14 protein-coding genes and 1 riboswitch are annotated in these 13064 nt (G+C 43.7%); of the genes, 11 read left to right on the forward strand and 3 right to left on the reverse strand.

Going from position 1 to position 13064, the window contains the following annotated elements; translation table 11 throughout:
* The first annotated feature begins 43 nt into the window (after positions 1-43).
* From NYE58_RS12590 to NYE58_RS12600, 3 genes are all read left to right on the forward strand, one after another.
* A complete protein-coding gene (locus tag NYE58_RS12590) occupies positions 44-1375 on the forward strand; it encodes a DNA polymerase IV (protein ID WP_445671758.1) in 1332 nt (443 codons plus the stop codon).
* A gap of 161 nt (positions 1376-1536) precedes the next feature.
* Positions 1537-1779 carry a ferredoxin gene (locus NYE58_RS12595; protein WP_036689316.1) on the forward strand — a complete coding sequence of 81 codons (243 nt, stop codon included), beginning with the start codon at positions 1537-1539 and terminating at the stop codon, positions 1777-1779.
* A gap of 134 nt (positions 1780-1913) precedes the next feature.
* Positions 1914-3347, forward strand: coding sequence for a L,D-transpeptidase (locus NYE58_RS12600; RefSeq protein ID WP_341001991.1), 1434 nt, complete (start codon positions 1914-1916; stop codon positions 3345-3347).
* On the opposite strand, the gene NYE58_RS12605 is transcribed toward NYE58_RS12600, so the two are convergent.
* Positions 3344-3481, reverse strand: coding sequence for a hypothetical protein (locus NYE58_RS12605; protein WP_167348489.1), 138 nt, complete (start codon positions 3479-3481; stop codon positions 3344-3346). The genes NYE58_RS12600 and NYE58_RS12605 overlap by 4 nt on opposite strands.
* Before the next feature lie 209 nt (positions 3482-3690).
* Between NYE58_RS12605 and NYE58_RS12610 the strand changes: the two genes are divergently transcribed.
* The 7 genes from NYE58_RS12610 (at position 3691) to NYE58_RS12640 (ending at position 9525) form a co-directional block, all read left to right on the forward strand.
* Complete coding sequence (locus NYE58_RS12610) at positions 3691-4785, forward strand: quinone-dependent dihydroorotate dehydrogenase (protein ID WP_076218067.1); 1095 nt, start codon at positions 3691-3693, stop codon at positions 4783-4785.
* Between the two features lie 34 nt (positions 4786-4819).
* A complete protein-coding gene (locus NYE58_RS12615; protein WP_036689325.1) occupies positions 4820-5632 on the forward strand; it encodes a GTP pyrophosphokinase in 813 nt (270 codons plus the stop codon).
* Complete coding sequence (locus tag NYE58_RS12620) at positions 5622-6074, forward strand: DUF309 domain-containing protein (protein ID WP_076130116.1); 453 nt, start codon at positions 5622-5624, stop codon at positions 6072-6074. Before NYE58_RS12615 ends, NYE58_RS12620 begins: the two co-directional genes overlap by 11 nt.
* A gap of 101 nt (positions 6075-6175) precedes the next feature.
* Positions 6176-7696, forward strand: coding sequence for an RsmB/NOP family class I SAM-dependent RNA methyltransferase (locus tag NYE58_RS12625; protein ID WP_076277948.1), 1521 nt, complete (start codon positions 6176-6178; stop codon positions 7694-7696).
* 2 nt (positions 7697-7698) lie between these two features.
* The gene (locus tag NYE58_RS12630) at positions 7699-8463 is read left to right on the forward strand and encodes a pseudouridine synthase (RefSeq protein ID WP_076186699.1); all 765 of its coding nucleotides are present in this window, start codon (positions 7699-7701) and stop codon (positions 8461-8463) included.
* Positions 8464-8501: 38 nt separating this feature from the next.
* Positions 8502-8669, forward strand: coding sequence for a hypothetical protein (locus NYE58_RS12635; RefSeq protein ID WP_341001993.1), 168 nt, complete (start codon positions 8502-8504; stop codon positions 8667-8669).
* A gap of 55 nt (positions 8670-8724) precedes the next feature.
* Complete coding sequence (locus NYE58_RS12640; RefSeq protein ID WP_076186697.1) at positions 8725-9525, forward strand: Cof-type HAD-IIB family hydrolase; 801 nt, start codon at positions 8725-8727, stop codon at positions 9523-9525.
* 152 nt (positions 9526-9677) lie between these two features.
* Here NYE58_RS12640 and NYE58_RS12645 read toward each other — a convergent pair whose 3' ends face one another.
* Positions 9678-11291: a DUF4179 domain-containing protein gene (locus NYE58_RS12645; RefSeq protein WP_076218069.1), complete on the reverse strand. Its 1614-nt coding sequence runs from the start codon at positions 11289-11291 to the stop codon at positions 9678-9680.
* Positions 11275-11793: an RNA polymerase sigma factor gene (locus NYE58_RS12650; RefSeq protein WP_076218070.1), complete on the reverse strand. Its 519-nt coding sequence runs from the start codon at positions 11791-11793 to the stop codon at positions 11275-11277. Before NYE58_RS12650 ends, NYE58_RS12645 begins: the two co-directional genes overlap by 17 nt.
* A 203-nt stretch (positions 11794-11996) precedes the next feature.
* Positions 11997-12088: riboswitch (cyclic di-GMP riboswitch) on the forward strand.
* Between the two features lie 117 nt (positions 12089-12205).
* Here NYE58_RS12650 and NYE58_RS12655 point away from each other — a divergent pair.
* On the forward strand, positions 12206-13054 hold the full coding sequence (locus NYE58_RS12655) for a DUF6612 family protein (protein WP_341001994.1): 849 nt from the start codon (positions 12206-12208) through the stop codon (positions 13052-13054).
* Positions 13055-13064: the final 10 nt, after the last annotated feature.

Consider the following 13064-nt stretch of genomic DNA (forward strand, 5'->3'; position numbering starts at 1 on the left):
AGCCTCTTAAGTTGACCTAACCGCAGCGGAGAGTTATTCTAAATTGGACAATAGAAAACCTGAGGATAAGAAGGTAGATATTGTGCAGAATGTTGATCAGTATTATCCAACGAGTGGCAGGGTTATCCTGCATGTTGATATGAATGCTTTTTACTGCTCTGTGCATGAGGCAGAGGACCCTGACCAATATAGAGGCAAAGCTACTGCGGTTGCGGGTAGTGTTGAATTGCGGAAAGGGATCATAGTAACTTGTTCCTACGTCGCCCGCAGAATGGGGATTTCGACGGGAATGCAGGTTCAGAAGGCGCTTCGTATTTGTCCATCGCTTATCGTTATTAAACCGGACTTCCATTTATACCGCAAATATTCTAATGCTTTTATGCAGATTGCATATAGCTATACTCCGTTACTGGAAGCAGTGTCCATCGATGAATGTTACCTTGATATAACTGGCTCCAGACAATTCGGTACACCCATGGAAATAGCGGAGACGATTCAGCGCCGTATAATGGAAGAATTGGGCTTGCCATGCTCAGTGGGGATCGCTCCCAATAAGCTGCTTGCGAAGATGGCTTCCGATTTAAAAAAGCCAAACGGCATTTCAGTGCTGCGGCTGCGGGATGTGCCTAAGATTTTATGGGACAAGCCTTGTAACGAAATGTTCGGCATTGGTGGAAAAACAGCAGAAAAGCTCCGCAAACTGGGCATTTACAGTATTGGTCAATTAGCAGCGGCTGATGAAAATATGCTGGTTGAGAATTTCGGAGTTATGGGCTCATGGCTAAAGCGTGCTGGCAACGGTATTGATCATGGGATCGTTAATCCTGAGCGGGAGCAGAGTAAGTCGATTGGACACACCACAACATTGCCGCGGGATGTCATAGGTCTAGCTGAGGTACGACCGATTTTGTTGAATTTAAGTGATCAGGTAGCCCGGCGCTTGCGTAAGCAAGGTCTTGTTGCCTCAGGGGTGCAGCTGACCATTCGGACACCCGATATGAAGACCATAACCCGTTCGCGTCAGCTAGAGGCTCCTTCGGAGAGTGGGGAGGATATCTACAAGTCCGTCTGCGATCTATATGTTCGTCATTGGAATGGGGAGAAGCCTGTGCGGCTGCTGGGTGTGACTCTGCAGGGCTTGATTACTAAAGAGGATTCCGCCATTCAGCTTGATTTGTTCGATTACGAACGTCAGCCTAAGAAAGAATCTCTTAACAAGACTATGGACATGCTACGTAATAAATTCGGTGAAAATGCAGTGTTGACCGCCGGGATGTTAAGCGATTCTCACTCTGCAAGGCTCCGCAATCATAAAGAACGTGGCACTTCGTTGCAAAAGGATAATCTTCTATCTGTCGAGTCTGATAAAGAGTAACAAGAACATTCTACGACATGTCAAAATAGATGCCGTAGAATGCGTCAGAAATGCAAACGTATTGAAAATCAATTGAAATTGTATTCTTTTTATATTAATATGAGAAAATATAAGACGCTGGTACAACAGCGCTGTATTGTTCAACGGGAGGCAGAGATAAAATGGCTAAGTACACTTGGGTCGAAAAAGACACTTGTATCGCTTGCGGTGCATGTGGCGCAACGGCTCCTGATATTTTTGATTACGATGACGAAGGTTTGGCAGAAGTTATTTATGAAAATGACGGAAACCACGGCATCACAGCGATTCCGGATGATTTGTTTGATGATCTCCAGGATTCTTGTGATGGATGCCCAACCGACTCTATTAAAATTGCGGATGAGCCTTTTAACAAAGAGGGCTAATTAGCCGGGATTTTGTAACTTCTAGCACAACATAAAGACATCTCCTGTGAACTTTTGTTCAGCTAGGGATGTCTTTTTTGCGATGTCTGACCGATATTAATGTAGGAAGGAATTATAAAATTTCGGAGGTTCCGATGAAAAATTCTCAGCACCTCAAAGCATATGTACAGATGCATCCAGACAATAAGATGGCATGGTACTTGCTGGGTAAGGAATACTATAAGAACGGTCAACAGGGGAAAGCTAACTATTGCTTCAATCAGGCTGGAGAAGTATATGAAGCTTTCGAGCATAGTAAGGTGCCTGCGGAAACGCTACGGGAATATGAGGAAGGGCTGCTTCAGGCAAGCCGCCAGCGGGACCGAAGGCAGCAAAGATTCCGCTACATTATGCTTGGGCTGATGCTTCTATTACTGGTTATGGTGCCATCGGCTGTGGCTCCGGGTCTAGATATTGCGGAAGATCAGGAAATGGTCCAAGACACGGTTGCTTCTGAAGTTAAAGATCCGCTTGATCAAGAAGATGTTGAGAAGGCACCCGTTCTAGAGGCACAAAAAATGATGTATACAGCGCAAGAGAGTGGAGCTTCGGCTTCGTCAGGGAAACTGATGGCAACTATGCTAATGCGCGAGGAACCGTTTCAAGCTGCTATTTTGGGCATGGAGCGGGAAGGGAAGTGGCTGCTGTGGAAAGAGAAGCTTCCGCTTAATTCCACACTGCAGAAGAATGGGAACGGACGGTTGGTATACCAATCCTATGATCCAGCGGCATGTGCATGCGAACCGCCAGAGCAAGGGGAACTTACGGTGGATGCAGCTAAGTGGCAGGGGGCTCAAGAGGAGCTAGCTACATTATGGAGTGCAATGAGGTCTTATCAGAATCATAAAGGCAAGCTTCCGGCTTCTTTGGCGGAATTGACCAGATCTTTTCCGGAAAATTGGATTGGCGGGATGACACCAGTTATGAAGCGTGAGTTCAAATCTCTTAAGGAAATAGCAACTGCTAAGGCACTGGGTACACCAGAAGTTGCGAGTGAACCTTCAAGCTCAATTGCTGAGGCGGGAATGGGCATACCGACGGCGTTAAGCGAGAGTGGAAGTAGTGGAAAGGGCGTTCCTTTTTTTGACCAGCCGCTTAGAGTGATTGTGGATAAACAAAAACACCGCCTGGCAGTAGTCAGCGGCTCTGTTATTCTACGAAATTATGAGGTAGGGCTTGGGGGAGACAAGACTCCGGAAGGCAACTTCATCATTACAGATAAAGTGGTCAATCCAAACGGTCATGATAATGGGGAGTTCGGAAGCCGCGGACTACAACTTTCAGATAGTAATTATGCTATTCATGGCACCAATGAGCCAGAAAGTGTCGGCAAGGATGAATCCCTTGGCTGTATTCGGATGAGTCGAGAAGATGTGGAAGAACTATTCGCTATGATTCCAAAAGGAACAAAAGTGGTGATTAGTAAAGGGGTTCTGCCTGACAAGCAGCTGCTGCCGGCGAAACGCTTCAACCCTGCTGCTCCGTATGATCAGACCAACCCCCACAAAGTATACCACTGGCTGAATTAGTTCCCGGCAACTATAAACAGAACGATGATGAGAAGAATTAGTAAAGTTAAACTTACGCCGATCCACATTAGCGCTTTACGATTAACTTCTTCTTTCTTTTGCTGCAAAGTTGGTGGTTTACGTTTAGTTGACATCCAGCATACCTTCTTTCTCTCTTAATCGCTGATTACCCCTATATTGTAATGCGTTTACAAGAAAATTACTATACTTTGGGTTAAGCTCTCTGCACACTTACAGGGTAAAATGCTTTTCTTTTGTTCAAGAAAAGGCTAAAATTAAGAAGAAACCTACAGAATCGGGTAGACACGTGGATTAGTGAAGTACCCCTTAAGGAGCGAGAACGGTGTTGTATCGTAATTTTGGTAAACCAATTTTCTTTAAGCTGGACCCTGAGAAGGCTCACCATCTCGTCATAGGTGGATTGGATAAATCATCATCAGTTCCAGGGGGAAGCGCGGCATTGCGTTTAATGTATGGCGTTCCTGAAACGGCAGATTTAGCAGTTGATCTGTTTGGCATACATTTTCCGACTCCAGTTGGACTGGCAGCAGGCTTGGATAAGAATGCCGAGGCCGTTTCTGGATTCTCTTCGATCGGATTCGGATTTATGGAAGTGGGGACGGTTACCCCTAAGGGTCAACCGGGAAATGATAGCCCGCGTTTGTTCCGTCTTCCCTCTGATGAAGCTCTGATCAATCGTATGGGCTTCAATAACGAAGGGGCTGACGCTATGGCAGAGCGTCTAAAAAAAATAAAAAATCGCAGAGTTCCAATAGCAGTAAATATTGGACGGAATAAAATAACTAGTAATGAAGCGGCTCATGAAGATTATCGTCAGTGTATCCGTACGCTTTATCCGTACGGTGATTTTTTTGTGGTCAATATCAGCTCACCAAATACACCGGGGCTGCGCAGTCTCCAGCATGGCAGTGAATTAGCGTTCCTGCTGGCTCAAGTAAAGGAAGAAATGGAGATTCAGCGTAAAGCCACAGGCCTGAATAAGAGCTTGTTGGTTAAGATTGCTCCAGATGTAAGTGACTCTGAGTTGGAGTATATGGTTCAATCACTGACAGAAGCTGGTATGGATGGTATTATTGCTACGAATACTACATTGAACCGGGATGGACTTAGTCATGAAAAGGCTAATGAGACAGGTGGATTAAGCGGTAAGCCACTTCGTGACCGGTCAACGGAAATCATTCGTAGGATTTATCGCCAGACTGAAGGGAAGATGCCGATCATAGGTTCAGGGGGCATATTCACCAGTCAGGATGCGTATGACAAGATAAGAGCAGGCGCAAGTCTGGTCGAAATTTATACAGCACTCATCTACGAAGGACCGGAGGTTAACCGCAGGCTGCATGCCGGATTACGGCAGCTCTTACGGCGGGACGGATTCAGTCATATCTCTGAAGCAGTGGGTGCTGATCATCACTGATTGAAGGAGTCGAAAGGACAGGAGGACGAAGGCGATGGACGGCAGGGACTGGGGAACTTTTTTGCTTCCATATGAACAGACTGTGGAAGAATTGAAAGTTAAATTCAAAACAATGCGTTCGGAGTTGAAGAAAAGAGAGGAATACACGCCGATTGAATTCGTAACTGGTCGTGTAAAGCGGCTGTCAAGCATTTTGGAGAAGGCTAAGCGCCTGAATGTGAAGATGGAGGATCTGGAGACAGGCATTGAAGATATAGCCGGGATCCGGATTATGTGCCAGTTCGTGGAGGATATCCGCAGAGTGGCCGAATATATCCGGGCTCGTAAGGATCTTGAAGTCCTGTATGAGAAGGATTACATCACCAATTATAAAGAGAGCGGGTATCGCAGCTTTCATATGATTATTAAATATCCTGTGCAGACAGCTCTGGGACAAAAAATAGTGCTCGCAGAGATCCAAATTCGTACACTAGCTATGAATTTCTGGGCAACCATAGAGCACTCTCTGAATTATAAATATCGGGAAAGCTTGCCGGATGAAATGCGAGTGCGCCTGAAAACCGCAGCTGAAGCAGCCTCCATCTTGGACAGCGAAATGTCCAGTATTCGTGATGAAATCCTGGAAGCGCAAAAGACCTTCGAGGAAAACTCGAATATGACGACTCAAATTCTCAAATCTATTCATCAATTGTATTTCTATCATTTGGTGAATGAGGCTATAGATACTCAGGCTCGATTTAACGAAATATGGCAGGCTCAGGACATGGAAGCGATGAAGGAGCTTCTGGATCATGTACGGGGACTTCTCTCCGCAGCTAAAAAGGATAGTTTGCCGGATGGCTTATGATCCGTTGTACTTGGCGTATCTAGTGTACTTTAATCGTGACCGGGATTATTTCGAATGTCACGAGGTGCTCGAAGAGCTATGGCTTGCCAAGCAACGCGACCCATTGTACAAAGCACTTCTCCAAGTAGCTGTTGGGTTGTACCATTGCCGCAATAATAATATGCGTGGTGCAACGATTATGCTAAGCGGGGCTGCTGCCAAGCTGGAAGAATATTCAGCAGTGACACTCGGCATTAATTTGGCTAAGCTAGTGGTGGAAGTGAAGGATTATGTTCGCCGCATGGAGTCGTGTGAGCAGCAGCCATTTTCTTATTATGATCTGACTATAGAAATCATTGATCAAGGTCTAGCGGATGAAGTGAACTCTGCGGCTGAGGTGATCACACCGAATAATCCTCAACGACGAGGTCCTCAAAGACCGACCTCTTCTCATCGTAAATAATGATCCTCTATAAATGAGTATTGCCAAAGGAACACCCGTAAGGGTGTTCCTTGAATCTTTAAACACCTAAATTCTAGCAGTACTATCAGGAGGACGGCATCATGGCGGCACAACTGCCCAGTTCTTTCAGCGAGCGTATGATGGACTTGCTGGGAACGGATTATAATCAATTTGCGGATTCGTACAAGGAGACCCCTAACGGAGGCGTTCGTGTTAATACCTTGAAAATTTCAGTGGAGAAATTGCAAGCTCTTTCCATTTTAGAGCTGGAACCCATTCCGTGGTGTCCAACCGGATTCTATACAGAGGATGGGGCCAGACCAGGTAAACATCCACATTATCACGCGGGATTGTATTACATTCAAGAGCCAAGCGCTATGGCACCTGTGGAACTGCTTGATGTACAGCCAGGAGATCGTGTCCTTGATTTATGCGCTGCACCTGGGGGCAAATCCACACAGATTTCTGCCAAGCTCTCAGGAGAAGGCTTGTTGGTTACCAATGATCTTCATCCAGAACGCACGAAAGCCTTAGCCAAAAATCTAGAGCTATATGGGGTGCGCAACGGTATCGTACTAAACGAAAGTCCAGATCATATTGCAGCGGCATTCCCGCTTTATTTTGACAAAATCTTGATTGATGCTCCTTGCTCAGGTGAAGGGATGTTCCGTAAAGATGAAGACATGGTGAAGCAGTGGGATTCAGGTACACCTGCCAAATATGCTGCCATGCAGCGGGATATTTTACGTTCTGCTGCAACAGCGTTGGCACCGGGAGGTACACTTGTCTATTCCACCTGTACATTTGCTACAGAAGAAAATGAAGAAATTATAGCGGAGTTTATTTCTGAACATCCACAGTTTTCGGTGATTACAGTTGGAGGCACTGGCTCATTTGCTCCTGGTTTTGGAGAACTATCAGGGACAGCAAGACTATGGCCGCATAAAGTAAAAGGTGAAGGACATTTCATGGCTGTGCTGCAACATGTGGGGCCAAAGGTATCTGCAGAGGAACGTGATCAAGCCGAAGTTAAGTTGAGTGCAGTTACACGGAATACGAATAAAAAAGGCACTGCTCATATTAAATCCGCAAACAAACCAGAAGCCAGACGAGGGAAAGAAGGTAAGTTCTCTAATAAATCTGCTGCTGGCGCTGAACGTGGCCGTCAAGGTTCAGGAGAAGAGCAAGCCTTGGCTGCATATGGAGATTTTATAAAAGACCAGCTTGGCTGGGAGCCAAAAGGGTATCCGATTTTCTTCGGTGATCATCTGTACATCTCCCCACTACCTAAGGAAAGATTAAATGGATTAAAGGCGATTCGTCCAGGATGGTATGTAGGACATGTCCGTAACGGCAGATTTATCCCAGGACATCCAATGGCTACCGCGTTACACTCTGAAGAGAGCTGCCGAAGTGTCTCACTTTCCAGTACGAGTAATGAAGCTATTTCCTATCTTAAAGGAGAGACATTGTTGATTAGTCAAGAACGTCTCTCTATTAAAATAGGAACTACCCAAAAAGGATACGTACTGGTCTGCATAGATGGTTATAGTGCAGGCTGGGGGAAGTGGCAGGACGGTGTGCTCAAGAATGAATATCCCGCAGGCTGGAGGTGGATGTAAGAATGAGCCTATCAGGGAAAACTGCAAAAAAGCAGCGTTTAGATAAAGTATTGTCCCATATGGGGGTAGGATCACGCAGCGATATTCGTAAACAAGCCAAGCAAGGTTTAATTACCGTGAATGGTGCAGTCGTCAAGGATAGTGGATTTCATGTAGACCCTTATCACGATAAAATTGTGGTTGGCGGCGAGCTTGTTACCTATCGTGAATTTATTTATCTTATGATGAATAAGCCACCGGGAGTTCTGTCGGCAACAGAGGACAAGCGGGATCGGACCGTTCTGGATCTTTTAAAGCAGGAATATGTACAGTTTGAACCTTTTCCTGTAGGAAGGTTAGATAAGGACACAGTAGGGCTGCTTCTGCTCACCAATGATGGAAAGCTTGCTCACGAGCTACTATCGCCACGCAAGCATGTCCCTAAGACGTATGAAGCAACAGTTGAGGGAGACGTAGATGCAGACGATGTAGCGGCTTTTGCGGCAGGTGTCGAGCTGGAAGATGGATATGTTACTTTACCTGCACAGCTAACTATATTGGGAAGAGAACGCGGCAGTAAAGTAATCTCACATATTTCGCTGATCATCACAGAAGGAAAGTTTCACCAGGTGAAGCGAATGTTCCAAGCTGTCGGCAAAAAAGTCACTTTTCTGAAACGAGTATCTATGGGAGAATTGAAGCTGGACGAAAGCCTGCCACTGGGAGCTAGTCGTGAACTTACGCTAGAGGAACTGGCACTCTTAAGTACAGAAGCATTAGAACAATAATATAGAGAAAAAATGGTATGTAAATTGAATTTGGAAACTTGGGATTAGGGAATGGAGTGGCGGAGGGGAAATTTGGAACTGTAAAAGCGATAGCGACCGCCTTTGTTTCCGGATTTCAACCACTAGTAAACGGTATAAATCAAGAAATCTGGAAACAACAGCGGCTGGAAGTCCAAATATTAACCGCAGTTGCGACTGAAACTTAACTCAAATAGCCAGGTTCAATATATATAGAAAAAGAAAGACAAGGATGGTGGGAGTATGAGATACAAACTGATTGCACTAGATGTAGATGGTACACTGTTGAATGATGATCACCACTTGAGCACTGAGAATAAAGAAGCCATTGCTGAAGTTACGCGTCTTGGCGGGCAGATCGTGTTATGTACCGGCCGCAGTCCGCAGAACTCGATTCCTTTTATGGAGGAAATGGGGCTGTCTGGTTATGTGCTGGGTCATAATGGAGCTGCTACGGTTCGTGTGAAAGATCGGGAAGTGCTGCATCAATACGGTATGGATGCTCGTGGTCTTGACCCTTATATTGATTATTGTAGAAAGCATGATATTCATTATGATGTGAATACGGCTTTTGATATGTATGTAGATAATGTAGAAAACCTGACCAAAGAAGCCAATTATATGTATGAACACTTCCGTATCGTGCCGGCTACACTGCCAGCATGGGAAGATTTCCGTGAACCGGTTGTTAAGTTTACTGTATTTACACAATCAGAAATCCTTGACGAAGCTGAACGTGAATGGCGTACTTGGACCCATGAGTACAATATTTTGCGCAGTGGTGAATTTTTCGTTGATTTGATGCATCCGGAAGCCTCCAAGGGCAACGCCTTAAAGAATCTGGCTGTGAAGCTGGGAATTCCGCAAGAGGAAGTTCTTTCGATCGGTAATTATTTTAATGATATTTCTATGCTTACATACGCGGGTATGGGCGTTGCGATGGATAATTCTCCGGTTGAGGTCAAAGCGGCAGCGAATGCTGTCACGGGGTCTAACAACGAGCATGGTGTGCGAGATGCGCTGGTTAAATATTGTTTATCTTAATAATGGAAAGCATAAAGCGGACTTGAGTCCGTTCTATGCTTTTTTTGTTGTGAAGGAAATAAAAGAGATACATAAACAGAAATGATTTTATCCATAAATAACCCGCCCTTAGGATTAACTAGAAAGGGCGGGACATAGATTAACTTCCTTTATTAAAGTTTAATTTCCTCGTTCCGGCTAGGATCGCTATATTTATAGATACCAGGGTTCAGTTCGATTTTTTCGTCGAAAGGGATATCTTTGTAGCTATCAATATTAGTTCCTGTAGATATCATGCCCTTAGGTGTAATTTCAGGCACCACTTCTTTGCCATTAATCCGTAACGTAGTTTGGTTAACGCTTTTGAAGCCAGAAGATTTGGATGTTGATTCGACAATCAAATTTTCGCCCTCAGTATAGTAAGTGAATTCAATTTTTAACCCATCGACATCAAGTGAAGTGAACTGCTTTTCTTCTTTAGGTTTGTTTATAGTGATCCAATTCTTAGTAGTATCACGTTTCTCAATGACAGCATCCTTTAATATAAGTTTCATTGGAACATCGGACCAGTCGTTATACCATTCCGGAGATTCGAATTGAAATAAATGCTGGTAGCCTTCGGAATGATCTCCCTTCAAATTCCAACCCCCAGTGATTGTTTGATCACCTATAACCAACTGAGCGGTATTATAGTGGACAATTCCTTTTTTAAGCGAATCATTTTCATCTATTAGAATTTGGATATCTAAAGGGGTAACCACTAGCTGATCTAAGGTTATGCCGGTCTTTTCTTGAAATTCAGGACTGTTATACAGTTTCTTAGTGTAAATCGCCTCACTTGCTTTTTGTCCATCTGCTTTAAAATCGAACTTCCACGTACCTGAAAATCGTTTCGCTTCTTCAATGTAACTAAAATGAAGACTAGCTTCCTTCCAATCTGATTCAGTTATATTGAAAACCTGTTCAATAAATAAATCCGATCCTTCGTTAGGCATGATGGTTGGAATTGCTTCATTCTTTTGACCACCAGTACTAACTACCAAATGTGGATTACCCCGTCCTAAGTCAGATGGTGATGCAGCGACTTTGTAACGGATAATGGTTTGATTGGAAACATGTCGAACGGATTCGATTTGAATGCTTGGATATTGCTTAACTCCAGTATCGATAGTATCCCCTGCTTGATGATTAGATTGTAAGGGAATATTCTGATCACGGTAAAAAATGAGATTCCGTGCTTCAAACCTGTAGTCCTTTTTATCATCCTTTAATGTATCAGGTGTCTCATATACTCCAATGAGTTTCTGGCTTTCAGGATCGTATTCTAAATAACCGTATACCTTTGCCTTGGCACCGGATTCATTAGTCATGATGTTTTCCTCTGTAGCAAATCCAGTATATTGGGATAGATCAGATTTAGTATCAAGTGATAACAGCATTTTCATTTTTTCTCCATCAGTTACAACACCGTTCAAATTCATTGTTACTCCTGAACTGGAAGTTTGAAGATTATACTGTTGACCGATGCCGTTATTTAATGCATTGCTCACACTTCGACCACCAATTTTATCCCAATTAATCGTCATACTAGCGAATACAGGAATGGCTACAAGTAAGAGGCAAGAGAAGACAATACTGATAGGAATAACCTTTTTATTAGACCTAGGAGTATTCTGGGAGGCATGCAGATTTCTTTGACGTTTATAAGCTTCTTGTTCTATGGCAGTCCACATCAAATCATAATCCGGTCGGGGAATATGTTTATCTTTTTCAATATACAGACTCATTACTATTCAGCTCCTTTAGTTGGGTTCCACCCATTCTATTTAGTATTTCAAGTCCCTTGTTCAGTCTGGATTTTACAGTTCCTTCGGGTATGCTCATAACTTTAGAGATCTCGGGTACAGTCAATTCGTTTATAAAACGAAGGACTACTACCATTCTGATTTTGTCAGGAAGCTGACGGTATAACCCTTGTAATTCTTTTTTAGTTTCCTGTCGATCCAAACGTTTTTCTACAGGGTTTGATTCCTCAGACCTGGATAGTAAATAATTACGTACTTCTTTCATCCACCCCGTCTTACGCCTTTTGATCACACTGTTGCACTCATTCGAAGCAATTCGTAAAATCCAAGCTTTCAAGTTTCTTACCTTCGACTTATCCGCTAAGATAACTTTTACAAATACCTCTTGGGAAATATCCTCCGCATCTGCCTGATTTTTCATTAAGTAGTAACAAAAATAATATACTTGTTCTTTATAGAGCTCGAAAATTTCCCGGTCACTCATTTTGCTGCACCCCCTGTCTTTGCTGTTCTCATTAATAAGACTTATAAGCGTATGTAATCGTTCATTTTTCATTTTGATTGTAGTATTTCTTCTGAGTATCATAGCGAATTCGAATAGAAGATAAGTCGTTTACAGGTAATTATAACCATGATAAAATTAGCGGTGGGACATGCGTCCGTAATCTATTAAAACTAATTGAATGTCCGCGTTAAAGGTAAAATCATCGAAAGATGATGACACAAAGCCATGGGTCTAAAGCCTTTCGACAGAAGGAAATGATCGCCAGGCCGCCATAGGGATGTCTTATGAAGCATAAAGGATAGCTCTAAGAATATGTAGTCTATTTTGAGCTCTTTTATTATTTCGACCTATACGGCGTTACATTATCGCAAGGGGCCGAAAGGGGAAGTACATGAACAGTTTTTTCAAAACAATAGGTACTAGTTTGGCAGTAGGTGCTTTATTGCTGTCCGGAACGATCGGATGGATGTCTAATCCAGGAGTAGTGTCAGCAGCTACCTCAACAGTAGTAACCGCGGATCAGATGATCAGCAAAGTAACGGCAGCCTCCAAAGCAATAAAGAATTTCCATCTGGATGTGACCAAAAAACAGGATATTCAAAGCGGCGGGGTGCGTATCAGCAACACCAACACTCTGAAGCTGGATATCAACCGTCTGCCGAATTTTGCCGCAGCAGGCACTGTCGCTAGTAGTCTTTTAGAAACATCGTACAGTCTATATGCCAATGACAAGGAGTTTTACTATCTTGTAGACGGAAGTGAACTGATCGATGAATCTGAAGATGAAGGTTACGACGATGACGGGGAGCCAATCGATCCTGATGCACAATATTGGCTTGGACTGGAGAAAACGGAATGGGATGCCTTTTACTCTAAAGGCCAATACGATCCTGTTTCCATGCTTGATTCGGTCAAAAGTTATAAAAAATCCATGAAAGTCAGCACTGCTGGCGCACAAACAGTCTTACAATTCACGGTAACCGATCCGACAGCAGCTAAGGGGATAATCAAACTCTATGACCAGGAGAACCTCTGGGATGGAGAGATAGTTCAACCCAAAAGCGTAACGTGGAAATTATTCGTCAATACTAAGACCTGGCAAACGGAAAAGCTGACAGTCGATCTGAGTTATGTGCTGGTAAGTGATGGAGCCAAAGATACATACACCACGAAAATCGAAGCTAAATATTCCAAAAATAATAAAGGTGCAGCCATTGTAAAACCGGCCGAACTAGAATAATAAGGACGAT

This window comes from Paenibacillus sp. FSL L8-0708, from assembly GCF_038009325.1.
GTDB classification, from domain to species: Bacteria; Bacillota; Bacilli; order Paenibacillales; family Paenibacillaceae; genus Paenibacillus_AQ; species Paenibacillus_AQ odorifer.

Bases quoted from the DNA above. Each gene is read 5' to 3' on its own strand.
- NYE58_RS12595 (WP_036689316.1), top strand. From the start codon at position 1,537: ATGGCTAAGTACACTTGGGTCGAAAAAGACACTTGTATCGCTTGCGGT.
- NYE58_RS12600 (WP_341001991.1), top strand. From the start codon at position 1,914: ATGAAAAATTCTCAGCACCTCAAAGCATATGTACAGATGCATCCAGAC.
- NYE58_RS12605 (WP_167348489.1), bottom strand. From the start codon at position 3,481: ATGTCAACTAAACGTAAACCACCAACTTTGCAGCAAAAGAAAGAAGAA.
- NYE58_RS12615 (WP_036689325.1), top strand. From the start codon at position 4,820: ATGGACGGCAGGGACTGGGGAACTTTTTTGCTTCCATATGAACAGACT.
- NYE58_RS12620 (WP_076130116.1), top strand. From the start codon at position 5,622: ATGGCTTATGATCCGTTGTACTTGGCGTATCTAGTGTACTTTAATCGT.
- NYE58_RS12625 (WP_076277948.1), top strand. From the start codon at position 6,176: ATGGCGGCACAACTGCCCAGTTCTTTCAGCGAGCGTATGATGGACTTG.
- NYE58_RS12630 (WP_076186699.1), top strand. From the start codon at position 7,699: ATGAGCCTATCAGGGAAAACTGCAAAAAAGCAGCGTTTAGATAAAGTA.
- NYE58_RS12640 (WP_076186697.1), top strand. From the start codon at position 8,725: ATGAGATACAAACTGATTGCACTAGATGTAGATGGTACACTGTTGAAT.
- NYE58_RS12645 (WP_076218069.1), bottom strand. From the start codon at position 11,291: ATGAGTCTGTATATTGAAAAAGATAAACATATTCCCCGACCGGATTAT.
- NYE58_RS12650 (WP_076218070.1), bottom strand. From the start codon at position 11,793: ATGAGTGACCGGGAAATTTTCGAGCTCTATAAAGAACAAGTATATTAT.
- NYE58_RS12655 (WP_341001994.1), top strand. From the start codon at position 12,206: ATGAACAGTTTTTTCAAAACAATAGGTACTAGTTTGGCAGTAGGTGCT.